We start from the raw sequence: 25088 nt of genomic DNA, 5'->3' as shown, positions 1-25088 counted from the left end.
CGCCTATTCCTACCACCCCGATAAGCCCTCGTTAGGCATCCCTGACTATGAGCTTAAAGCCCTGCCACAAGCCGCTTTTTAGCTGTCGAACTCAGGTAGTAAAGGGTAGGTGTCCTGAAACCGCCAAAGGCGAATTCGAGGGAACAGCTTTTGGCGCGGTGGCACCACTACTCGGCAGGATTGCCCTCGGCGAGTTTGGAGTTGCGGGTAGCGCAGCGGGCGTTACGGGATGGCCGATATCTGCGCTGCCCTATTTTTTCTCGTGCAGCTGTAGACAAATAGATTGGTGTTGAGACTGGGTAATCGGGTAGTACCAGGCCAGCCCCAGGGCCAGGGCCATCGCTAACGCCGGGAGAATCCCTGTCTCTACCCGAATCGTCAACAGCAACGAAGGGGGCTGCCCAGGGGCGGGCTGGTCGCCTGCGGTAGACATTAACCCGCCCCAGTTCAACCCCTGGCTGAGCAGAAAGAGGGCAAGCCCCAAGCCAAATTTCTGCATTTGCAGCATGAGCGAATACAGTAGCCCCTCTCGCCGTTGCCCATGGCGCATCTCGTCGAGGTCGATCACATCGGGCAGCATCGCCATGGGCATCAGGTAAACCGTAGACAGCCCCAGGCCAATGCCGATCGCACAGCCGTACATCAGCCCCACCGCCCCTGGGTGCAGCAGCGCTAGCCCCAGCTCGCTAGCGATCGCCACAGGCAAGCCCCACAGTAAGACCCCCCGTTTGCCCACCCGCTGACTGAGCCGGCACCACAGGGGCAAACTCACCAACGCCGTCACCTGCATGGCAATCACCATTTGCGTCACGTGCTGCACCGGGAGCTGCATCCAGCTTTGGATGAAGTAGGGCAAAATTGCCACCAGCCCTTGCACAGACACCCAGGCCAGCACATAGATACCGGTGACCAACTGAAACTCAGGCTGCCGAAAAACGGCGACCACCTGCCTCCAGAGTGACGGGGCAGGGGGAGTGGCAGCGGGCGGCGGGCCGGGCTGGAGAGAACGGGTTTTGCCGTAGGTGCCCCAGACGCTTAGCCAAATGGCAGCAACGGCGATCGCCCCACAGATGGCTCCCAACAGCAAATACTGCTGGGCGGGGCTGGGCACTCGGGCAAAAATTATCTGCGCCAGCAGCAAAATGCCAATGCCGCCCACAATCGAAAAGCTAACCTGAAAACTGACTAAGCTGGTACGCTCGTCGTACTCCTGAGCCAGGTCGGGCACCAGGGCCGAAAACGGGACCATGACCGCCGTCAGGGCCGCGTCGAACAGCAAGGTAATGAGGGTGTAGTAGCCAAACAGATAGAGCTGCTGGCGAGGATCGTCGGCCGCAAACTGGGGCACCACCCACTGCAAAACCGTCAACAGCCCCAGGGGAATGGCCCCGGCGACCATCCAGGGATAGCGTTTGCCAAAGCGAGACTGGGTGCGATCGCTCAGCCAGCCCACCAGCGGATCATTCACCCCGTCCCAAACGCGGCCAATCAGCAGCACCGCACCGGCCAACGCCGCATTGAGCCCCGCCACATTGGTCAAAAAATAGAGTAAAAAAACGACGCGAATATTTTGAATAACGGCCCTTGCCACCTCCCCCACGCCATAGGCCAACTTGGTGCGGCGAGACAACCGATCGGCAGGGGGAGATAACTGGCAAGAAGACACCATCGGTTCACTCAACTATCTGGTCAAAACGGAACACCTTAAGCCGAAAACAAACAGGCTGGCTGATCGGCTTCCGCCAGCCCAGTGGTCCGAAACTGGCTCGGGGGCATGCCCGTCCAGCGCTTAAACGCCCGCGTAAAATTGGCCATATTGGTATAGCCCAGGTCGTAGGCAATCTCGGTAATTGACCGAGTCGGATTGAGCAGCCACTGAGACGCCAGCTCGTAGCGCACCGTCTCGACAAATTGCGAATAGTTGAGCCCGGCGGCGGCCAGGTGGCGCTGAAAACTGCGGGGACTGGTGCCAGCGGCGGCGGCGGCAACCTCAATGCTGATATCCCCCTGCCCCAGGAGCGAACAAATTAGCTGGCGCAGAGAACCGGCGAGGTCTGGAGCTGGGGCGGTCGCGGCTAGCATCTGGTTCAGTTCAAATTCCTGCTGCCACCCCAGGGGCTCACCGGTGGGTCGCAGCGGCAGACTGAGCAGACGGCTCGAAAAGCCGATCGCATTGTGGGGCTGGCTAAAGCGCAGGCGCACCTTGGCCAATAGCTCATGATCCGCGGCACCGGGCAGCGGGTCGGCTTGAATATGCACCTCGGCGGGCTGCCACTGGGGGCCTGTCGCCAGCTGAATCACCTTGAGGTAGAGGCAGCAGGCATAGTACTGCGACTGCTGGTTTTCAATCTTCGCGGAGTTGATAAATTGATGGTTGATCCACACCAGGCCATCGGCATGGGTGAGCCAGGCCCGCGCTCCAGAATTGTGGGTGGTGAGCATCTGGGCCAGGGTGGTCAGCACCTCGTAGAGCGTCACCGATTGCAGTAGCTTCTGGGCCAAGGGGCCTAACTCACCAATCTCCACCTGCTGACTGACCAAAAGACCCAAAAGGGGACGGTTGGTCAGCTGGGCCGCATTTTCTAGAAAGTTAAAGCTGTGATACAGGGATATTAACTGGCCTGGATTGCCTGGGTTGAGAATGGGCAACTGAGCCTGACGCAGTAGCTGGTCTGTAGGGGCACCGACTTTATCTAAGAACGCTACAATGGGCAAAATTACGCCAGCTCGAACCAGGGGGATAGTCTGCATAGGAAAACAGGTTTTTAAAGGGTTTCGCTAGACCCGGTCGGGCTTGCGATCGCAATTTTTTTAAAGAATGTTTCAATGAATTGTCATTTGCCGATTTTTGTGGGGCCAAAGCTCCTGAGGCTTTGCTTTCATGCTTAGAAACAGTGGGTTTTCATCGGTAGACACCTCCTATAGATAGGGCTGACAAAAAATCCAGAGTTTCCCCTCGCTGAGCAGTAGCTGGGGTCTAGACGTGCAGAAGTGGGATACACCCAGCAGCTGCACGTCTAGACCCCAGCCCCCTGGCCCCATCAAGACTCGGTGCCGGGCTTCTCGAACCCTCGCCTAGGAAGGCAGAAGGTAGGCGGCTCGCCACGAGGCCGATAAATCTATAGCCGCCTAGATTATTTAGGTCTGTTTTGCACCCCTCTTCAGACATAGCTTACCTCGAAAATCCTGGATATATCAGAGGTTGGGTGGCGCGCTGGCAGAACTTAGCAAATCCCCAATCCCTAGCGAGCGTTGAGGTTCTCCTCTGGAGATGATGCGCTGCACCCAACCACAGCAGAGATGAGTCCGGCAACCGAGGCGCTGCCGGCATCCCTCGCACTACAAACGAGGTCAATGGATTTCAGGCACCCTTCAGTACACCTTTCTTAACTACGCAATATTAAAAACGGCAGAATGGCCAGAATTGAGCCAATATCAGACTAAAAAATAGTGGTTTACAGTTACGTAGGATACCGATTGGCTTAATTTTAAAGCCTCCCAGTTCCTCTCCATCTAAGTTTCACTCTGCCCCCCTTGATCAGAAGATCAGGGGGATCCTCGCAATGCACCTCACCGCATGAAATTTTTTGCAAGTTATTCATAAGCCAGAAAATTTCATTTTTTCCTAAGAATTAGAAGAGCTTAAAGTCTCTGGTTTTGTCGCTCTAAAAGCTGTTCTGAAAATATATGTTTACCAGTCTGTCGCCAAAAGATAAGCGCCAAAGAAGACCAGGATTAACAATAGCAATAGTTCTCTAGAGGTGTTTCACCAGGGAGTCACCTATGCCGAAGCCAACCGTGGATGTCGCTCATTTGGCGATAGAGCAGCTGCAAGCTTGGGATATTATCTGGGCTGAAAATCAGGCAAAAATGGCTGCTAATCCCTGGAAGAATGGAATTTTAGAACACAAAACTATTGAATTAATTTGCATTGGCTTAAACACTGCCTGCACTAATTTACAAGCCGATGCCACCCGCCATCATATTCGGGCTGCCCTGGAGGCTGGGGCCAGCCGCGATGAGATTTTGATGGTGCTGAAAATGGCCGCGTTGCTGTCGATTCATTCCTGTAGTTTGGGGGCACCTATCCTGCTGGAGGAGGCCCAGGCGGCGGGGGTAACGCCGACGGCCAAGGTTGCCGATACGCCCGCCTGCGACCAAATGAAGGCGATGGGTCAATGGAATACGGCCTGGGACCCCTTTTACGACCTTGACCCGCTCTGGACGGATCAATTTATGGCAGCGGGGGTTGGCATTTATGCCAGTCCAGTGCTCAGCCCTAAAGTCGTGGAACTGCTCAGCATTGCCTTTGATGCCTCGATTACCCACATGTATGCCCCTGGCACTCGGCGGCACATTAAAGCGGCCCTGGCCCTGGGCACCACGATGGAGGAAATCATGGAAGTCCTGAAGGTCTGTGTGTCCTTTGGTCGCGAAGCCTGCCGTTTGGGAGTGCCAATTTTAGCGGAGGAACTGGCGGCGTTTGAACAGCGGCAGTCCGCTTAAAGTTTTTGAATTTAAAGATTTTTGGAATGCATGGGAGAACACGCTATGACGGCTACAACCACGCCTATTCTGACCGCGCAAGAACGGGCCATTGCCGAGGGCAAAACGGCGCTGTATGACACTGTGAGCGATCGCGTGCTCCGCATGTACGAGGCCATTCGCGCCTATGGGCCACCTCGGGTGGCGCTGGATCGGGCGGTCTTGTTTACCCAATCTTTCAAGCAAACCGAGAATCAGCCGGTGGTGGTGCGCTGGGCCAAGGCCCTCAAGCACTACGCTGAAAACGCGGCGATCGCCATTTTTGACGATGAGCTGATTGTCGGTCGGCCCAACACCTGGCTGGGGCGCTGGGGCATTGTCTATCCCGAATTGGATGGCGTGATTATGCCCGACGGGGTGAAACTATTTCGCGAGAACAAGGGCAAGGTGGGCGAAGTTGTCGTCACCGACGAAGATGCCGACCTCATCAACAACGTGCTCACTCCCTACTGGGCCGGGAAGGATTACGCCTCGGTTTATCACGATGCGCTGCCGGAAGAGACCCGCTATATGGTCTACGGGCCAGATCCCAAAAATTTGCTCTATCCGACCTGTGTGGTGCTGGTGAGTTCCACCATGCGGCACTCCCAAAACTGGACGCCCGACTTCAACAAAATTCTCACCCGTGGGGTGAAGGGGATTCGCGAAGAGGCCCAGGCCAAGCTTGATGCCCTCACCGAGCCTCGTGATGTCATCTACAAGCAGCCCTTTTTGGAAGCGGTGATCATCACCTGCGATGCCATGACCATTTGGTCGCGGCGGTATGCCCAACTGGCTCGCGAAATGGCGGCTACTGAGGCCAATCCCCAGCGCAAGCAGGAGCTAGAAACCATTGCCGAGGTTTGCCACTGGGTGCCCGAAAACCCAGCCCGCACCTTCCACGAAGCCCTGCAAGCCGAGTGGTGGGGGCAGATGTTTAACCGCATCGAGCAGACCAGCAGCGCCATGGGCCAGGGCCGGATGGATCAATACCTGCTGCCCTACTATCGGGCCGATTTGGCGGCGGGTCGTATTACGGAAGCCTCGGCCACGGAGCTGTTTCAGTGCGTTTGGATTCAGATGGCGCAGTGCGTGGAACTGAAGCTGAATCCGGTTTCGGCGGCGGGCACCGAGGGCTTTTCTAAGTTTGAGGATATTTGCCTGGGCGGGCAAACCCCCGACGGCCAGGATGCCACCAATGAGCTGACCTATCTGATTTTGGAATCGACGCGAGCCCTGCAAATTCCCGTCCCGGAACCCTGCGTGCGCATCCACGCCAACACCCCCGATCGCCTGCTGCACTTCATCGCCGAGGTGGTCAAGGATGGCAAGGGCTTCCCCAAACTGCTCAATGATGAGATGGTGGTGCCCTTCTATTTGGCCAACGGGGCCACGCTGAAGGAAGCCCTGGACTGGAACATTTCGGGCTGTTGCGAAAACCGCCTGATCAACCGCGAAACCAACGTGACGGGTAATGGCGGCATCAACTACGGCTCGATTGTAGAAATGACCTTCCGCAATGGCAAGCTCAAGGTGCTGAAGGATTTGACGTTTGGGGTGGAAACGGGCGACCCCCGCACCTGGGCCAGCTTTGACGATGTGTGGAAGGCCTTTTGCACCCAGTTGACCCATGCCGCCCGCCACGCCCTCATTCAGCAGCACGTGGCCCTGCGGGTGAAGCCCAACTGCTTCGCCGCCCCGGCCACCTCCATGCTGCACGATCTGGCGATGGAGCACTGCCGCGACCTACACACCCATGGCGACTACATGGCGGGCGGCATCGACCATTCCTGCTTTGAGGCGATTGGCAAAGCCACGGCCATTGATAGCCTCGCTGCTGTCAAGCACCTGATCTACGACACCCAACGGCTGACCTGGGATGAACTGCTAACGGCCATCGAAGCCAACTGGGAGGGCCACGAAGTAACGCGGCAACTGTGTTTGCACTCCCCCAAACACGGCAACGGCATCGACTGGGTTGATCAGATTGGCTTTGACATCGAAAGCGTCCTGTTGGAGTACCTGCACCAGCATCCCAAACCCCACGATCAGGGCTTCCTGCTACGGCAAATCCCCGTCACCTTCCATGTGCCCATGGGCAAAGTGACCTGGGCTACGCCCAACGGTCGTCCGGCGGGGGAATACCTGTCCGAGGGCATCTCAGCCTCCCACGGCATGGATGTGAAGGGGCCGACGGTGGCGCTGACCTCCATGGCGCGGGCGCGTAACCTCAGCTATCGAGAAAAGGGTGGCGACTTGATCAACCTCAAGTTCTCCCCGGCCAACATCGCCGGAGAAGAGGGCACCCGCCGCCTGATGCAGATTATTCGCACCTGGAGCGAGCTGAAGCACTGGCACGTGCAGTTCAACGTAGTCAACAAAGCCACCCTGCTGGCGGCCCAAAAAGACCCCGAAAAATACCGCAACCTGATCGTGCGAATTGCCGGATATTCGGCCTACTTCGTCGATCTATCGCCGATGCAGCAGGCCGAGATCATCGCCCGCACGGAGGAGTCGGTTTAATCGGCCATGACCTGGTGTGGAGTCCTGCTTAGCACTGAGTTGATCAACACCCTGATGACTGTGCTGGCGGGAGTCTGAGCCCTCACCCCCAGCCCCTCTCCCAGGGAGGAGAGGGGAGCCGGAAAGCCAATGTAGGTTGGGTGGCGCGACAGCAGAACCCAACAAGCCTTAAAGCTTTCGCTGGTGTTGGGTTCCGCTTCGCTGCACCCAACCTACGAGATATCAAAGCTTTATTGCGTCAGCCAGACAGGTCAACATTCAACCTTCAAAACTTTTCTCAAGGAGAACCCCATGGAACTGCAAGGTAAAACCGCTATCGTCACCGGATCGGCTCGCGGCATTGGTGAAGGCATCGCCGTGGCGATGGCCAAGGAAGGGGCCAGTGTGGTGATCAACTCGCGCAAGGAGAAAGACTGCCTGGAGACAGTGGAGAAAATTCGCGCGATGGGGGGAACGGCCATTGCCATTGCGGCGGATGTGGCCAAGGAAGATCAAGTTATCGCCCTAGTGGCCGAAACCGTCAAGCAGTTGGGCCGAGTAGATATTCTCATCAACAATGCGGGCATTGAAAGTGCGCCTACCCTGCTGAAGGATATTAGCGAAGAGACCTGGGATCGGGTGATGGCGGTGAACACCAAGGGGGTCTTTTTCTGCTGCAAGGCGGTGATTCCCCAAATGATGGCCCAGGGCAAGGGCAAAATCGTCAATATTTCCTCGGTGGCCGGGGTGCGGATGACCTTTTTTGGCGGCGCGAACTACACCGCGTCTAAGTATGCGGTCATGGGCCTCACCAATCACCTGGCCTGGGAACTGGCCGATAGCCGCATCAACGTCAACGCCATTGCCCCCGGTGCGGTGCTGACCCCGCTGGCAGAACAAGGCACCACCCCCGAATACCGGGAGATGACCACCAAGCGCCTGATTCCCCTGGGGCGCTGGTGCACCATCGAGGACATTGGTAACGCCACGGTGTTTTTGGCTAGCGATCGCGCCGACATGATTACGGGGCAAACCCTAGCCGTCGATGGCGGCGTGCTTACCGGGTTTGGGGAAGACCTGCGCGCGGTAATTCGCCAGCGCATGGCCGATATGCAGGCCACTCATCCCTAGCTCTTTCGCTATCCCTACGCCTTAGACAGCACGCATCGGAGGATGCAGCACTATGACTACGCCAATCAAACGGATTGCCATCAACGTGGGGGCGGGCTACGTGCCCGGACTGAACACGGTGATTATCGGGGCGGTGCTGGCGGCCCACAAACTGGGCTGGCAGGTGGTGGGCATTCGCGATGGCTTTGAGGGGCTGCTGTTTCGCGATCGCTACCCCGATGGCGGCCTGATGCCCCTGTCGCCCCAACAGATTGAAGCCATCGACCCGGCGGGGGCGCTGCTAGGCACCGCCGGGGGCAGCGACCCCTTCCACGTGCGCACCATCACCGCCGACAGCCTAGTGGAGGAGGTCGATCGCTCCGATGCGCTGCTGGAGGCCCTGCGCCAGGAGGGCATTGATGCGGTGGTGTCGGTGGTGGGCGGTCGGGGCCTCAGCATTCTCTACAAGCTGCACCGTAAGGGGCTGAAGACGGTCTGCATTCCGCGATCGGCGGAAAACGATCTGGCTGCCACGGCCCTCGCCTTTGGTTTTAACAGCACCCTCAGCGATACGGTGGCCATGCTCGATCGCGCCAAGCAGGCCGCCCAGGCCACCCACCAAATTGCTGTAGTGGAAGTGTTGGGCACCCAGGCCGGGTGGCTGGCTCTGCAAGCGGGCATGGCGGTCTGTGCCGATGCGGTGCTGATTCCCGAAATTCCCTACGACTTGCAAAAGGTGGCCACCAAGCTCCAGGACAAAGCCAAGGCGGGCGGTACCTACGGCCTGGTGGTGGTGGCCGAGGGGGCTGTCTCTGCGGAACCCGCCGCCGCTGAGGAAGCCCGAACCTCTGGGCTCAAGGCCGCTCTCTCGCCCCTGGCCAGCGGTGACGCAGGGGCCTACGTGATCCAGCGATCGGGCTATGGGGCCGACACCGTGGCTCGCCAGCTCCAGCGGCTCACCGACCACGAAACCTATCCCCTGGTGGTTGGCCCCTGGGTGAAGGGCGGTGCGCCAACGGCGGTCGATCGTCAACTGGGGCTGGGCTATGGGGCAGCGGCGGTGCGGGCCTTGAATACCGGGCAAACCGGCGTCATGGTCGCCTTTCAGCCCCCCGACCTCACCCTGGTGCCCCTGGCCCAGGCCATTAACAACATTCGCACCGTGCCCGCAGACAGTGAATTTGTGCAGATTGCGCGATCGCTCGGCATCTGTTTAGGAGGCTAGGGAGAACCCACCATGACCCATTCATCACCACAGACCACCGGGCTGATTCTCAACATTCAGCACTTCTGCACCCACGATGGCCCCGGCATTCGCACCACGGTGTTTCTCAAGGGCTGTTCCCTGCGCTGCAAGTGGTGTAGCAATCCCGAAAGCATTCACCTCAAGCCCGAGCTGGTCTACAAGCGCAGCCAGTGCATTGGGGCCAAAGCCTGCGGCCTCTGCCTCAAAGCCCCCTGCGCCGAAGGAGCCTTCTACGTGGTCGATGGGGAGGACGATCGCGTCCACGTCAACTGGGATTTGGCTAGCGACTGCGGCCAAGCCTGCGCCGACGTTTGCCCCACCGGAGCCCTCTATATGTTTGGCCAAGAAATGACCGTTGATGAAGTGCTGGCCGAGGTCGAGCAAGACAGCACCTTTTACCGCGAGTCGGGGGGCGGCATCACCCTCAGCGGCGGCGAATGCCAACTGCAAGCCGACTTCGCCGCTGCCCTGCTGGCCGAGGCCCATCGGCGCGGCCTCAATACCGCGATCGAAACCGCCTTTAACGTGCCCTGGGCCAATGTCGAAAAGGTGCTGCCCCACGTCGATCTGGTGCTCCACGACCACAAGCTCACCGACCCCGATCGGCACAAGCAGTGGTGTGGTGTGGATAATCGACAGATTTTGGCCAATTTCAAACGCGCCTACGAAACCTTCCCTGATACCCAATTCATCGCCCGCACCCCGGTGATTCCCGGCGTCAACGACGACGAAGCCCACATCCGCTCGGTGCTGGCCCTGATTCGCCAGTATCCCAACGTCATCGACTACGAACTCTTGCCCTACCACCGCTACGGCGAAAGCAAGTACGAGTTTCTGGGCCGCATCTACGAACTCAAAGACTTCAACTCCCCCACCGCCGAGTCGTTACAACGCCTGCAAGCCATCATCGACGAAGCCTTTGGCCGCACCGAGGGCGCAGTTCAGGGGCAGCCCTCACCCTAAATCCCTCTCCCGGGGGGAGAGGGACTTTGAAAAATACTTCCAGCTCCCCTCTCCTCCCTGGGAGAGGGGCTGGGGGTGAGGCCAAGGGGCTGGGCTAGCGATTCACTCTACAAGGCCTGACAACCACTCTCTACGAAATCTCCTGACTATGACGCTTCACCTTGGACGCGATATTTGCGGCCACCTGGCCACCGCCGAGCAGCGGGAATGGCTTGTCACCAATGGCATTGGCGGCTATGGCTGTGGCACCGTGGCCGGGCTGCTCACCCGGCACTACCACGGACTGCTGGTAGCGGCGCTCAAGCCTCCGCTAGAGCGCACCCTGCTGGTCACCAAGGTGGATGAAACCGCCCTCTACGGCGGCGAAACCTATTCCCTGGCCACCAACCGCTGGGCCGATGGCAGCGTCAGCCCCCAGGGGTATCGCTACCTGGAGCGGTTTGCCTTAGAGGGCAGCATTCCCACCTGGACCTATGCCCTGGGCGATGCCCTGCTGGAAAAGCAGATCTGGATGGAGCAATGGGCCAATACCACCTACGTTCGCTATCACCTGAGGCGGGGCAGTGGCCCGGTGCGGCTATCGGCCACGGCCCTGGTCAACTATCGCGACCACCACGGGGCGACCCAGGGCGCAGGCTGGGCAATGCAGATCAATCCCCTGGCCGATGGCCAACACGCTGGCGTCAAAGTCGTCCCCTTTGAGGGGGCCACCCCGTTTTATCTGGTGGTGGATGCGGGCCTGTGCACCCCGGCCCACGGCTGGTACCAGGGCTATGACCTGGCGGTGGAGCGGGAACGGGGAATTTTCCCCCACGACGACCATTTGCACTGCGCCACCTTTACAGGGGAACTGGCGGTGGGGCAGTCCTTCACGGTCATCGCGACGACCGCCGAGCCGGACACGTTGCTGTGGGATGGAGCCCTGGAGCGACGGCAGGCCCACGATCGCCGCTGCATTGAGGATTGGTACGCCCACGTCCCATCTCACACGGCCCCGCCCTGGGTAGAGCAGCTGGTGCTGGCCGCCGACCAATTTGTCGTGGCCCGGCCTGGGGCGGGGGAACCCAGCGGCAAGACGGTAATCGCCGGGTATCCCTGGTTTGGCGACTGGGGCCGCGACACCATGATTGCCCTGCCGGGGTTGACCGTGGCCACGGGCCGCCCCAGCCTGGCCCGCCCCATTCTGCACACCTTCGCCCACTATCTGGATCAGGGGATGCTGCCCAACCTGTTCCCGGAGGCGGGCACGGAGCCGGAGTACAACACGGTAGATGCCATCCTCTGGTTCTTTGAGGCGATTCGGGTGTACGTGGCCGCCACCCATGATCGGGCCCTGCTGAAGGAGCTTTTCCCTGCCCTGGTGGAGGTGGTGCGCTGGCACCAGCGGGGCACTCGCTACCACATTCACCTAGACGACGACGGGCTGATCTACGCTGGCGAGCCAGGGGTGCAGCTCACCTGGATGGACGCCAAAATCGGCGATTGGGTGATTACTCCCCGCATTGGCAAACCCATTGAAATTAATGCCCTCTGGTACAACGCCCTGGTCACCCTGGCCCAGTTTGCCGATGCCCTCGGCCAACCCAGCGCCGACTATCGTGCCCTGGCCGAGCAGACCCGCCAGGGGATGCAGCGGTTTTGGTCAGATCATCTGGGCTACTGCTACGACGTGATCGACGGCCCCGATGGCGATGACCCCAGCCTGCGGCCCAACCAGATTTTTGCGGTGGCGCTGCCTAGTTCAAGTGCCTGGCCCCAGCTCTCGCTCCAGGGCTATCCGCCCATCTTCTCCCATCAGCGCCAAAAAGCCGTGGTCGATCGGGTGGCGCAGGCGTTGCTGACCTCCTACGGGTTGCGATCGCTCTCGCCCCACCACCCCGACTATGCGGGTCACTACGGCGGCGACCCCGTGCAGCGCGATAGCCATTACCACCAGGGGCCGGTGTGGGGCTGGCTGATTGGCCCCTTTGTGCAGGCCCACCTGCAGGTCTACCACGACCCCGCAACGGCCCGGAGCTTTTTGGCCCCTCTGGCCGATCATCTGCTCAGCGGCTGCGTCGGCAACCTCAGCGAAATCTTTGATGGCGACGCCCCCCACGAGCCGCGCGGCACCTTTGCCCAGGCCTGGACTGTGGCCGAAGTGCTGCGGGCCTGGTGCCTGATTGAGCAGGCCACGGCCCCCCCGTGAAACTGTCTGGGGCAACGGCCCCAGCGCAGGCCCCCAAGACATTCGATGCTTAAAGGAGATCATTCCCATGAAACTTTCAGGAAAGGTTGCCCTCGTCACCGGCAGCAGTTTGGGCATTGGCCAGGCGATCGCACTCCGCCTGGCCGCCGATGGAGCCAACGTCATCATCAACTACCGCTCCCACCCCGAAGATGCCGATCAAACCCTGCAAGAGGTAGAACGGATCGGCCAAGAGTCGGGCTCCAAGGGCTTCGTCTTTCGGGCCGATATCGGCGATGTGGCCCAGGTGAACGCCCTGGTGCAGGCCAGCATTGACCACTTTGGCCAGCTCGATATTCTGGTCAACAATGCGGGGATGGAGCGCCACGCCCCCTTTTGGGAGGTGACCGAAGCCGCTTACGACCAGGTGATGGCCGTGAACCTGAAGGGAGCCTTTTTTGCTGCCCAGGCGGCGGTCAAACACTGGATGGCCACCGAACGCCCCGGCAAAATCATCAACATCAGCTCCGTCCATGAAGAGCTGCCCTTCCCCAACTTTGCCCCCTACTGCCTCAGCAAAGGCGGTATGAAAATGATGGCCCGCAACCTGGCGGTGGAACTTGGCCCCTACGGCATCACCATCAACAACGTGGCTCCGGGGGCGATCGAAACCCCGATCAACGCCAAACTGCTGAACGACCCCGCCAAGCTGGGGGCGCTGCTGCAAAATATCCCCCTCAACCGCTTGGGCAAATCCCATGATGTGGCCGATATGGTGGCTTTTTTGGCCTCCGATGAAGCCGATTACATCACCGGCAGCACCTTCGTCATCGATGGCGGCTTGCTCTGGAATTACCACGAACAGTAGGGTGCATTCGCGGTGTAGGGTGCATTCGCGGCTAAGAAACCTTTGACAATCACCCCAAATTCCTAAGCCGCAATGCACCGCCAAATTTAAAGCATTTACGGTTTAGTACCGAAACATTTTGATTGGTGCATTGCTGCGCGTTGGCGACAGCCTCGCCTAGGCGAAATGCACCCTACAGCTTTCCATAAAAGGCTTTCCATAAAAAATTAGGGATAAAACCATGACCACCGCAGAGGAAATTCGGTTAGCCCAAGACAGAGATCGCACCGCCTATTGGAAGCGCTGGGGGCCATACCTGAGCGAGCGCCAGTGGGGCACCGTGCGCGAAGACTACAGCGCCACAGGAGAAGCCTGGGACTTTATTCCCCATGATAAATCCCGCTCCTATGCCTATCGCTGGGGCGAAGATGGCATTGCCGGAATTTCTGACAACCACCAGCGGTTGTGTTTTGCCCTGGCCCTGTGGAACGGCAACGACCCGATTCTAAAAGAGCGACTGTTTGGCCTGACCGGCACCGAAGGCAACCACGGCGAGGATGTGAAAGAGTACTACTTCTACCTCGACAGCACCCCCAGCCATGCCTACATGAAGTACCTCCACAAATATCCCCAGGCGGCTTTCCCCTACGGGCAATTGGTCGCCGAAAATCGTGGCAGAGGCCGCCTACAACCGGAGTTTGAGCTGCTGGATACCGGGGTATTTTCCGACAACCGCTATTTTGATGTGGTGGTGGAGTATGCCAAAGCTTCCTCGGACGATATTTTGATTCAAATTTCGGCCACCAATCGTGGCCCTGAGGCCCACCCGCTGCATCTGCTGCCCACCCTCTGGTTTCGCAATACCTGGTCGTGGGACGCCCAGGCGACCAAACCCATGCTCAAAGTGCGCCAGGCCGATGGTGGGTACAGCGTGATCGAGGCGGCGCATCCGACCTTGGGCGATCGCTGGCTCTACTGCGAGGGCAACGGTGAACTGCTCTTCACCGAAAACGAAACCAATGCCGAGCGGCTGTGGGGGTCGCCCAATGCCTCGCCCTACGTCAAAGATGGCATTCACAATTACCTCATTCACAGTCAGACCGACGCGGTGAATCCGGGGCGATTGGGCACTAAGGTGTCAGCCCACTATGCGGTGGACATTGCCCCTGGGGCCACCCAAACGATTCGACTGCGGCTGAGCGATCGCCCCGATCTGCCCCAGCCCTTTGGGCCTGAGTTTGACTCGATGTTTCACACCCGCATAGCCGAGGCTGATGAATTTTATGATCGCCTCGCGGCCCCCAATCTCACCGCTGACCAGCGCAATGTGCAGCGGCAGGCCTTTGCTGGAATGCTCTGGACAAAGCAGTTTTACTACTATGTGGGCGATCGCTGGCTCGATGGCGACCCTGGCCAACCCAAACCGCCTGAGCAGCGACGGCACGGGCGCAATAGTAACTGGCGGCACCTGCACTGCGAAGACATTATTTCCATGCCCGACAAGTGGGAATACCCCTGGTTTGCCGCCTGGGATCTGGCCTTCCATGCGGTGCCCCTGGCCATGCTCGACCCCGACTTTGCCAAACAGCAGCTCGATCGCATGACGCGGGAATGGTACATGCACCCCAACGGCCAGCTGCCCGCCTACGAATGGTCTTTCGATGATGTCAACCCGCCCGTCCACGCCTGGGCCGCGATTCGGGTTTACCGCATCGAAAAACGGCTCTACGGCCAGGGCGATCTGGACTTTGTGGAGCGGGTGTTTCAAAAGCTGCTGCTGAACTTTACCTGGTGGGTCAATCGCCAAGATGCGGCGGGCAAAAACGTCTTCCAGGGCGGGTTTTTGGGGCTAGATAACATCGGCGTGTTTGACCGCAGCCGCCCCCTGCCCACCGGGGGCTACATCCAGCAGTCCGACGGCACCAGCTGGATGGCCATGTATGCCCTCAACCTGCTCACCGTGGCGCTAGAACTGGCCCTAGAAAAGCCGGTGTACGAAGACATTGCCAGCAAATTCTTTGAGCACTTCATCTACATTGCCGCCGCCATGAATGGCCTGGAGGAAGGCACGACCAAACTCTGGGACGACACCGACCAGTTTTACTACGACGTGCTCAACCTGCCCGATGGCCAGCAAATTCAGCTCAAGGTGCGATCGATGGTGGGTTTGGCTGCCCTGTTCGCCGTCGCCCTCATTCCCCAAGCCACGCTGGATCGGCTGCCCAACTTCCGGCGGCGGGCCATCTGGTTTTTAGAGCAGCGACCCCACCTAGTGGAAGACATCGGCTACGTGGCCACCCACGGCGAAAACGAGGTCCGCATTCTCTCGCTGCTCACCCCCGAAAAGCTGCGCTGCGTCCTCGCTCGCCTGCTGGATGAAAACGAGTTTCTCAGCGACTACGGCATTCGCGCCATCTCCCGCCACCACGCCGAGCACCCCTTTGTCATGGTGGTGGATGGCCAGGAGCACCGAGTCGATTACGAACCCGCCGAGTCCTCCACCGGACTATTCGGCGGCAACTCCAACTGGCGCGGCCCCATTTGGTTCCCGGTCAACTACCTGATCATCGAGTCGCTGCTGCGGTTCTACACCTTTTTGGGTGACGACTTCAAGGTCGAGTGCCCCACGGGCTCTGGCCACTGGATGACCCTCAAGGAAGTGGTGCAAGACCTCAGCCGCCGCCTGGTCGCCCTGTTCACCCAGGATGAAGCGGGCCACCGCCCCGTCTACGGCGGCACCGAAATGTTCCAGAACGACCCCCACTGGCGCGACCTGATTTTGTTCTACGAATACTTCCACGGCGACAACGGCGCAGGCATTGGCGCGTCGCACCAGACGGGCTGGACGGGGGTGGTGGCCTGGCTGATGGAGCATTTGGAGTAGGGGAGAACGTGTTGAGTTAGGGAGACAGGAGGGACTATGGACGACCCTTTTCCGATCATCTACATGGCTCGCCACGGCGAAACCGCCTGGAGTCTGACCGGGCAGCTTACCGGGCTCACCGATCTGCCCCTGACCGAACGGGGCGACCAGATGGCCCGGCAGTTGGGCAAGCGCCTGCGGGGCATCCCCTTTACCAAGGTGTATACCAGCCCGCTCGAGCGAGCCCTGCGCACCTGCCAACTGGCGGGGTTTGGGGCCGTGGCCCACGTCGATGCCGACCTGGTGGAGTGGAACTACGGCGACTATGAAGAGCGGCACGGCAGCGAGATTCGGGCGGAGCACCCCGGCTGGCAGCTGTTTCGCGATGGCTGCCCCCAGGGCGAGTCGCCCCAGCAGGTAGCCGACCGGGCGGATCAGGTGATTGCCCGCCTGCGGAGTATTCGCGAGGGCAATGGGCTGGTGTTTTCTAGCGGGCATTTGATGCGGGTGCTGGCCTGCCGCTGGATTGGCGTTGAGCCCACCGTGAACGCCCGCTCTTTTATGCTGAGCACCGCCAGTCTCAGCGCCCTGGGCTACGAAACCAGCTGGTCTCAGCCCGTCATTCGCCTGTGGAATGATACCCGCCATGTGACCTGCGAATTGTGAATGACTACCCCACTCAACCCTAAGAATTCAAAACCCATTTTTTTGGAGGCAAAATCCCTATGAAACGCTCACTGTCAAACTTGCTCAAGCGTCCGCACCGTGTCCTTCTGGCGATCGGGCTGCTGTCAACAGGCGCTGCGCTGGCGGTGCCGCCCTTGTCCACCGTTGCCCAGCCCACCTACGCCCAAGACAACGTCCAGCAGACGGTGCTGCCGGTCGCGCCTTCGGTGCTGGCGGCCATTCGAGAAGCGCCCTTTAGCCAGGTCTTTGCCCTTACCACCCCCAACGCCGGGCAGGCCTTTGCCATCAAAGACCAAGACTACCAGCCCAGCAATAACCGAATTGGGGTGTTTAGCCTGTGGGCTGATGCCCCAGAGATTGACCTATTGCAGGTGGCGATTCGCTACTGCCTGCCGGATGAGGCGATCGCCCAGGCTGGTGCCCACCTGGTCGAAGTGGAACTGCGGCTAGACGGAGAAACCCTGGTCAAGCTGGATCAGCCAGCGGTGTCTACCAACTCGACCTTGTACGAGGTGAGGCCAGCCCAGCAGGCCACCTACTACTACAGCACCACCTTTAATGACCCATTCTGGAACCCCTACTACTACAGCACGCCCTACCAAAGCTCGACCTATGTGCCTGCGATCGATTGCAGCCTGGGGGGTAGCCGCTTAGACCTGATGCCGGTGAAGGATGCGATCGCAGCCCTACCCAACCAAACCCTAGAAATGCGCTTACTCTTTAGCAACGGCATGACCTCTAACTGGCACTTGGGCGGAGGCACCGTATCGGCGTTAAAGCAACTGCCCACCATTGAGGGTGACTAGATCTGTGAGGTGTCATCTACCGTTCTCTGTGGTCTCTACTACTCTCGCTAGTTTTAAGCTCAAACCCCTGGTGCTCAGCCTGCTGCTCGTGGTCAGCCTGCTCCTGACCTGCGGGGCCAAAGGCGGGTGGGCCCAGGGACCATCGGATCCCCTGGGCTGGAAATCCTTTGGGTTCGATGGCGAAATTGCCTATGCCCCGGTGCGGCTCGACGGCTACGTGCTCTTCTCCATCGCGGCTCCCCTCACCGAGGGGGATAGCGATCGCACTAACGTGGCGGCCCTGCAAATTCGCCGCAACCGGATCGAAAATCGCCTGCAGTCTCAGCTGCAAACGCTTCTAGAGCAGGACATTGACCCCAGCGACTTGCAGGTGATCACCACCATCCTCAACCAGCAGGTGACCGTGCAGCCCGTGGTGGCAGGCAAACCCAGCCGCCCCCTGCTCACCGTCACCGCGCCAGATTCGGAAATCTACGGCCTCCCCCAGGCCGACCTGGGGGAAGAGTTTGCCCAGCGCATTCAGGCGGGGCTGGTGCGGGGAATGGCCGAGCGGCAGCCGGATGCCCTGTGGTCCCAGGCGCAGCGCGCTGGGGTGGGAGGGGTGATCGCGGTTTTCCTCATCGCCCTGCTCTACCAGGTCGAACGGTGGCTCCAGCGATCGCGGCAACACCTGCGCCAGCAGGTTAGCGCCCAGCAAACCACGCTGACCAAGTTGCACTCCCCCATCAGCGAAGGCCCCAGCGAGACCATCGCCGACCTGCAACAGCAGGCGTTTCGGCTGCAGCGGCGGTTAGAACGCCGCACTTGGCAAAGACGCTTTTTGCAAATCGCCATGGCGGGCTTTAGTCTGGTGGCCCTGGCCTGGATCCTACAGCGCTTTCCCCAAACCCGTTCTATTGGGGTTTTGTTAGTCAAGCAACCCCTGGGGCTGCTGGGCCTGGGCCTGGGGATAGCCCTGCTCACCTGGGTCAGTCGCTTGGCGATCGACTGGTCCCTCACCCACTGGTTTAGCCCCAGCGACACCCTCTCCACCGATCAGCTAGAGCGGCAGCAGCGACGGGCGATCACCCTTTCCGCGGTCTGGAAAAGCCTCTTTACTGCGCTGTGGGTGGTCTTGGGGGTCGCGTTAGCCTTCAGTTTACTCACCCTGTCCTCCGGTTGGACGCTGACCCTGCGCCTGGGGGTGCTGGGGGTGCTGGTCTCCCTGGCCTTTCAGTCGGCCATCAAAGACGCCCTGGCCGGCCTGCTCCTGCTGGCCAAAGATGCCTACGTGACTGGCGATCTGGTGACGATCAAAGACCTGTTTGGCATGGTCGAAACCATGGGGCTGTCCATCACCCAAATTCGCAGTTCGTCCGGCAGCCTGGTGACTCTGCGCAACGGCGATATTACGGCTGTAGCCAACCACTGCCGCGACTGGGCCCGGATGGATTTCACCATTGGGGTCGATCACGACACCGACCTCAACCAGGCCCTAGCGGTTATGCGATCGGTGTTTGACGCCATGCAGGCCTCCCCCGACTGGGCCACCAAGCTGATCGACCAGCCCGACATTCTGGGGGTCGATCAGGTGGATCCCCAGGGCATTTTGCTAAAAATTCGCACCCGCACCCGCCCCGGCAAGCAAATGGGCATCACCCGCGAATATCGCCTGCGCCTCCATCAAGCCTTCAAAGCCCACGGCATCAAGCTCGCCATTCCCCAGCGCGAAATTCGCGATCGCCCCCAAGCCTGACCCAACCTGCATGATTCAGGCGCCGTGGACAATGCCCGTCATCTCCATCGGGGCGCTGCCGGACGGGGGTATCGCGCCCTGGACGCGGCTCCGCCCAAGGCGCTATGCACCCTACCGTTCTGCCATTGGGGAATCGGGGTTGTGCGATGCGGATTTGGCATGAGCGGCTCTTTGGCTTTTTATGGCAACGACCGATCAGGTCGGCTGCAAGAGCTGCTGCATTAACGCCTTGAGCGCTTTCATTTTGAAGGGTTTTGAGAGGTAGTGGTTCGCGCCTGCGGCTAGGCAGCGATCGCGATCGCCAGGCATGGCCAGGGCGGTTAGGGCCACAATGGGAATGTGGGCACAGCGAGGGTCGCGGCGAATGAGCTGCATAGCCTCTAGGCCGTCCATGCCAGGCATTTGAATATCCATCAAGATCAGGTGAGGCGACTGAGTTTGGGCTAGCTCGACGGCGACCCGGCCGTTTTTGGCGTAGATCAGGCGGTACCCCAGGGCGGTGAGGTAGCTAGAAACCGTCGCTACGTTCATGTCATTGTCTTCGGCCAGCAAAATGAGCGGCATCTCGCCGGTCGAGCTGGCCGAGGCGGGGGAAGAGGCCGCCATCCCCGGGACAGCGGAGCCTGGTGGCTGTGTTGCAGGCTTTCGATCGCCTGCTGGAGCTGTTGGCGGCTAATGGGCTTGACCAAATACTCTGCCGCGCCGAGAGACAGCCCATGGGATCGCTCGTCTACGACGGACACCACAATGACCGGAATGGCCCGGGTTTCAGGATCGGTTTTGAGCTGGCGCAGCACCTCCCAGCCCGACAGATTGGGCAGCAAAAGATCGAGAATAATCAGCGCTGGCCGCAACGTAGTTACATCGGCCATCACCCGATCGCCGCTGGGGCAGATGATGGCTTCCATCCCTTGCTCTTCGAGATAGCGAGCGATCAGATCCGCCGCCGCGGCAGAGTCTTCGATCACCAGCACGCGGGAGTTATTCGTATCGAGCAGGCTGCGTTGGGGCATGGGGGTGGCGATCGCCGGTAGAGCTATTTCTGGCAGGTAGGGAAGATCGAGGGTGAAGCAGCTGCCCCGATTGACCTCGCTGGTCACCGACACATGGCCCCCGTGGAGTTCAGTCAGCTTGCGCACCAGGGCCAGCCCCAGGCCGGTGCCGCTGTATTGGCGGCTTAAACGACTGTCGATTTGCACAAAGGGCTGAAAGAGTTTGGCAAGATCCGCTGGGGCAATGCCAATGCCGGTGTCAGCAACCGACAATTTGAGATGGTTTCTGCTGTTTTGCTGCTCAACGCGAGCCCGCAGGGTAACCCGCCCACCGGCGGGCGTAAATTTGACGGCGTTGCTGAGGAGATTGATCAGCACCTGGCGCAGACGCCGTTCATCCACCACGACCTCGGGCATGGCCTGACCGATTTCTAAGCTCAGGCTGATCCCCTTGGAAAGCGCCATCTGTCGGACAAAGGTTAAACTCGACTCGCACAGATAGTGAACATTGACCAAGGCCATCTCTAACTCAAGTTTGCCGGCCTCAATTTTCGATAGTTCAAGGATGTCGTTGATGAGATCGAGCAGGTGGGTGCCGCTGCGCTCGATCGTCTCCACCGCCTGCCGTTGGCGATCGCTCAGGCCGCCAAAAACATCTTCTTTGAGCCCCTCAGACATGCCCAAGATGGCGTTGAGCGGGGTGCGGAGCTCATGGCTCATGTTGGCCAAAAACTCATCCTTGAGGCGGGTAGCGCGATCGAGTTCGGCATTGGTTAAGAGAAGCTGGGCATTGATCTGCTGGAGGCGCTCTTCGGCCTGCTGGCGCTCGGCTTCGCTGCGCTTGCGTTCGGCGTCGAGCCGCGCCCTTTCGCTGATATCCAGGTTTACCCCAATCATGCTTTTGGGGTTGCCCTCGGCGTCGAGCACCACCATGCCGTAGGCCTTGATGTGGTGAATGCTGCCGTCGGCGTGAATGACCCGAAACTCAGGATCGTAGACGGCTTGCCCCAGCACAGTCTGTTGCAGCAGGGTTTCCGTCGCCAGGCGATCGGCGGGATGAACGCTGTTGGCCCAAATGTCGTAGGGCACCGAGGCGGCCATATCGGCGGCAGCGATGCCGTACAGTTCATACATCCGCTCATCCCAGAAGATGGTGTTTTGCTGAATATCCCAATCCCAACAGCCGATCGCCCCGGAATTCAGGGCGAGGGTCAGACGATGGGAGAGGTTTTGGCGCTCTAGCTCGGCAACTTTGCGCTCTGTAATGTCGAGGGCCGTCCCAAAGATTTTGGCAATTTGCCCCTGGTCATCCCGTTTGGCTTTACCTTGGGCGTCTAGATAGCCGGTGGTACCGTCCACCCGGAGAATTCGCAGCTCGATTTCGAAGGGAGTGCCCTCCCCCACAGCCCGATCGATACACTGCTCTAAGCGATCGCGATCCTCCGGGTAAATCAGATTGAAATGCTCCGCATAGCCAGGTTCAGGATCCCTAGGATCAAACCCAAAGATCTGGAACAGTTCATCCGACCAGCTCAGCTGGCGGGTGGCAACATCGACCTCCCAACTGCCCAAATGCACCATGCGCTGGGCTTCTGCCAGGGCAGCTTCGCTCCTGCGCAGCTGATTTTCGATGGCTTTGCGATCGCCAATGTCGGCAAAATAGCCGACGATCTCGACCGGGGTGCCCTGGGCATCGCGAATCAGCCGCAGTTCGCTGCGTACCCAGATGTAGTGCCCAGCTTTGTGCAAAAACCGATATTCATGGATGTGATGCCCCCGCTCAAACAGGGCCGGCAGCTCGGCCAACAGGCGCGGGGCATCGTCGGGATGGAGGTGGATCTGCCAAAAGTCGGGGCAAGACAAAAACTCAGTCGATGTATAGCCACTGACGTTGACAATGTTGTCGCTCATGAAGGTGGGTGTATAGTCACCGGCGGGCTGACAGCTAAAGATGGCCGCCGGGCTGGAGGACAGCACAAACTCCAGCTGCTGCTTCAGGGTTTGGGCCTCTAGTTCGGCTTTTTTCCGCTGGGTAATGTCCATTTCGGAGCCGATGATGCGGGTGGGGTTCCCGGCCTCATCCCAAACGGCCTGACCCCGATCTAAAACCCACAGGTAGTGGCCGTCTTCATGGCGGAGGCGATATTCCTGCTGGTAGAAGGCCGTCTTCTGGGCCAGATGGTCAGCCATTGCCGTCAACACGCGATCGCGATCGTCGGGGTGAATGCGATCGGACCATTCTTCGGGCCTGTCGCTCACCGTCTCCGCCGTCAACCCCCGCAGCTCGTGCCAGCGTTGGGTGCGAAAGACCTTACCGGTTTTCACATTCCAGTCCCAAAGGGAAGCATTGCTCCCCTGGAGGGCAAGCTGCCAGCGCTCCTCGCTTTCCTGAAGCGCCGCCGTGCGCTGGGCCACCCGCGCCTCTAGCTCATGGTTTAGCGCCTGGATGTCAAGTTCAGCCTGTTTACGATCGCTGATATCGCGGATCATAAACAGCACTTCGTTGTCACCACTGGCGATCACCCGCACTTCTTCGTACTGCAAGCGATCGCCAATCTGGATCTGCTGCTCATAGACTTGCAGCATGCGGGTATCTAAGGCCCGCCGAATGGCGACCAGGTGGCGTTGGGCCACCTCGGGCGGCAGTAGATCGACCATCGCTTGCCCCACAGAATTTACCGTCGAGGGCAGCAGATCGGTGACGCGGCGGCTGGCGATGTACTCCAGATAGACCCCATCGGCGGTGGTGCGAAACATCAGATCGGGGATGGCGGATAGGATGGCCCGGCCCTGGGCCTCGCTCTGACGCAGCCTTGCCTCGGCCTGTTTGCGTTCCCGCAGGGCGGCTTGCTGCTCGGTGATATCGCGAATCATCAGCAGCACCTCATGGTCGCCAAGCGGGACGGCCCGCACCTCTTCGTAGCGCAGGCGATCGCCTGCCTGAATCTGCTGTATGTAAACCTGCAATTCTCGCGTTTCTAGCGCTTGACGAATGGCGGCCAGCTGCGACTGGGCCAGCTCCGGCGGCAGCAGGTCGGCGATCGCCCCGTCGGGGAGCACCCGGGCGGGCTCAAAGAGATTAAAGCTGCGATCGGGGCCGATAAAATCGAGGTACCGCCCCTCGGCACTCACCCGCACCAGCAGGTCGGGAATCGCCGCGAGAACAGCTCGCTGGGTGGCCTCGCTCTGGGCGAGGGCGAGTTCTGCCTGCAAGCGCTCGGCCTCGCTACGTTTGCGCTCGCTAATATCGCGAATTACAAACAAAACTTCATCTGGGTTGACGGGGCTAACTCGCACCTCTTCCCAACACAGCTCGCCGTCAATCTCAATCTGCTGCTCGTAGATTTGAACAGTCTCCGTATCAAGAGCTTGCTGGGCCTTCTTGACTTTCTGCTCAGCCAGGGTGTGGGGCAGCACGTCGTAGATAGTGTAGACAGAGAAATCTGGAGGAGGCAGCAGTACTCGCTTCACCGAGTCGCCACTCAACATGCCCAAACATTCCCCCTGGCGATTGACGCGAACCAGCAAATCGGGGATCGCTTCGAGAATGGCGCGGTTGGTGTCTTCTAGGGTTTTGCGATCGGTAATGTCGCGCACGATCACCAGCACTTCGTCGTCGCCGCAGACGTTAATTCTGACTTCCTCCCTGCGCAGGCTGCCGTTGATGACAATCTGATGCTCGTAGATTTGCAGTTCTCTTGTCTGTAGGGCCTGCTGAATGCACGCCAGGCGCTGGGCCGCTAGCTCGGCAGGCAAGATCTCATCGCCCCGTTTGCCCACCAGATCCGCATCACCACAGTAGAGTTCGAAGTCAGCAGAGCCCACGCGTTCGAGATAGACCCCCTCCGCCGAGGTGCGCACCACCAAGTCGGGCAGCGCCTGGAGCAAAGACTGGTACTGGGCAGTGCTTTGGCTGAGGCATGCAGCCAGCTCTCGCTGGTGCGCGAGTTCCGCCTGCTGCCCCCGAAACGCCTCCCACAGGTGGGGTTGCAGACTTTTTGCAGTAATCACTCCGGCTAGCGTGCCCTGCTCGTCCACCACGGCCAGACAGTCGGTGGCGTGCTGCTGTAGCAGCCTGGCCGGCACCGAAACATCGCTGAGTTCAGATTGCCGCACGCTGATTACCGGCGTCTGCATCACCTCAGCCATGGTCAGCTCGGCGAGCGATCGCCCCTGGGCCACCAGCGACAGCAGCGCGCCCTCGGTAAAACTGCCGACTAAATTGTCCCCGTCAACAATAAAAACACCGGACAATTGCGGTTGGCTATCCCCCATTAAACGCACGACATCGCTCACCGATGTTGTGCAGCTTACAGAAGCGGTATTGTTGACGAAAGCGTGACGCATACAAGCAGCGAATGGGAAATCTCTGTTCAGTCTAGTCAGACTAGTTTTCCCAGGGCCTGGGCAATCAGACAGTTTTTATATTTATTTAATTCTCTCCCAGGGCTTGTATTTAAAGATACTGAGCCTGCCAGCTTCCTTACGATCGGCTACCACCTATCGATGCGTGGCAGTTTTGGATCAATGTTGAGTAAGTATTTAGAATATTTAATCTATTGGCTATACTTTGCTCCAGCCTTTAAGTTGTCATGCCATGCCTTTAAAGGCATGGTGTATCCCCTCGACTCGACCGAGGCTTGTCA

The 25088-nt window shown here is 59.5% G+C and carries 15 protein-coding genes; 11 read left to right on the top strand and 4 right to left on the bottom strand.

The features are described from left to right. Window positions 1-250 precede the first annotated feature (250 nt). Window positions 251-1669, bottom strand: a complete 1419-nt coding sequence (locus AC0QKW_RS07485; RefSeq protein WP_473150437.1) for an MFS transporter — start codon at window positions 1667-1669, stop codon at window positions 251-253. Window positions 1670-1704: 35 nt separating this feature from the next. Continuing rightward, window positions 1705-2751 carry an AraC family transcriptional regulator gene (locus AC0QKW_RS07480; protein WP_473150436.1) on the bottom strand — a complete coding sequence of 349 codons (1047 nt, stop codon included), beginning with the start codon at window positions 2749-2751 and terminating at the stop codon, window positions 1705-1707. A 1032-nt stretch (window positions 2752-3783) separates the two neighbouring features. Here AC0QKW_RS07480 and AC0QKW_RS07475 point away from each other — a divergent pair. The 11 genes from AC0QKW_RS07475 (at window position 3784) to AC0QKW_RS07425 (ending at window position 19450) form a co-directional block, all read left to right on the top strand. Next, window positions 3784-4506 carry a carboxymuconolactone decarboxylase family protein gene (locus AC0QKW_RS07475; protein ID WP_473150435.1) on the top strand — a complete coding sequence of 241 codons (723 nt, stop codon included), beginning with the start codon at window positions 3784-3786 and terminating at the stop codon, window positions 4504-4506. A gap of 45 nt (window positions 4507-4551) precedes the next feature. Further along, window positions 4552-7047, top strand: a complete 2496-nt coding sequence (locus tag AC0QKW_RS07470) for a glycyl radical protein (RefSeq protein WP_473150434.1) — start codon at window positions 4552-4554, stop codon at window positions 7045-7047. Window positions 7048-7338: 291 nt separating this feature from the next. Beyond that, window positions 7339-8157: an SDR family NAD(P)-dependent oxidoreductase gene (locus AC0QKW_RS07465; protein WP_473150433.1), complete on the top strand. Its 819-nt coding sequence runs from the start codon at window positions 7339-7341 to the stop codon at window positions 8155-8157. Between the two features lie 52 nt (window positions 8158-8209). Continuing rightward, window positions 8210-9361, top strand: a complete 1152-nt coding sequence (locus tag AC0QKW_RS07460; protein ID WP_473150432.1) for a 6-phosphofructokinase — start codon at window positions 8210-8212, stop codon at window positions 9359-9361. Between the two features lie 12 nt (window positions 9362-9373). Beyond that, the gene (locus tag AC0QKW_RS07455) at window positions 9374-10345 is read left to right on the top strand and encodes a glycyl-radical enzyme activating protein (protein WP_473150431.1); all 972 of its coding nucleotides are present in this window, start codon (window positions 9374-9376) and stop codon (window positions 10343-10345) included. A 148-nt stretch (window positions 10346-10493) separates the two neighbouring features. Continuing rightward, the gene (locus AC0QKW_RS07450; RefSeq protein ID WP_473150430.1) at window positions 10494-12533 is read left to right on the top strand and encodes an amylo-alpha-1,6-glucosidase; all 2040 of its coding nucleotides are present in this window, start codon (window positions 10494-10496) and stop codon (window positions 12531-12533) included. Window positions 12534-12600: 67 nt separating this feature from the next. Then, window positions 12601-13380 carry a glucose 1-dehydrogenase gene (locus AC0QKW_RS07445; RefSeq protein ID WP_473150429.1) on the top strand — a complete coding sequence of 260 codons (780 nt, stop codon included), beginning with the start codon at window positions 12601-12603 and terminating at the stop codon, window positions 13378-13380. Window positions 13381-13600: 220 nt separating this feature from the next. Next, window positions 13601-16243, top strand: a complete 2643-nt coding sequence (locus AC0QKW_RS07440) for an MGH1-like glycoside hydrolase domain-containing protein (protein WP_473150428.1) — start codon at window positions 13601-13603, stop codon at window positions 16241-16243. A gap of 36 nt (window positions 16244-16279) precedes the next feature. Next, window positions 16280-16888: a histidine phosphatase family protein gene (locus tag AC0QKW_RS07435; protein WP_473150427.1), complete on the top strand. Its 609-nt coding sequence runs from the start codon at window positions 16280-16282 to the stop codon at window positions 16886-16888. 59 nt (window positions 16889-16947) lie between these two features. After that, entirely contained in the window at window positions 16948-17715 is a 768-nt protein-coding gene (locus tag AC0QKW_RS07430) for a hypothetical protein (RefSeq protein WP_473150426.1), read from the top strand. A 28-nt stretch (window positions 17716-17743) separates the two neighbouring features. After that, on the top strand, window positions 17744-19450 hold the full coding sequence (locus tag AC0QKW_RS07425) for a mechanosensitive ion channel family protein (protein WP_473150425.1): 1707 nt from the start codon (window positions 17744-17746) through the stop codon (window positions 19448-19450). A gap of 195 nt (window positions 19451-19645) precedes the next feature. Here AC0QKW_RS07425 and AC0QKW_RS07420 read toward each other — a convergent pair whose 3' ends face one another. Both AC0QKW_RS07420 and AC0QKW_RS07415 read right to left on the bottom strand, forming a co-directional pair. After that, a complete protein-coding gene (locus AC0QKW_RS07420; RefSeq protein WP_473150424.1) occupies window positions 19646-20014 on the bottom strand; it encodes a response regulator in 369 nt (122 codons plus the stop codon). Beyond that, complete coding sequence (locus tag AC0QKW_RS07415) at window positions 19978-24789, bottom strand: PAS domain-containing protein (protein WP_473150423.1); 4812 nt, start codon at window positions 24787-24789, stop codon at window positions 19978-19980. Before AC0QKW_RS07415 ends, AC0QKW_RS07420 begins: the two co-directional genes overlap by 37 nt. Window positions 24790-25088 lie beyond the last annotated feature (299 nt).

The organism is Pseudanabaena sp. PCC 9330, assembly GCF_055795045.1.
Note: the sequence above shows the minus strand (reverse complement) of the source record. Positions and strands in the feature narration are given on the sequence as shown.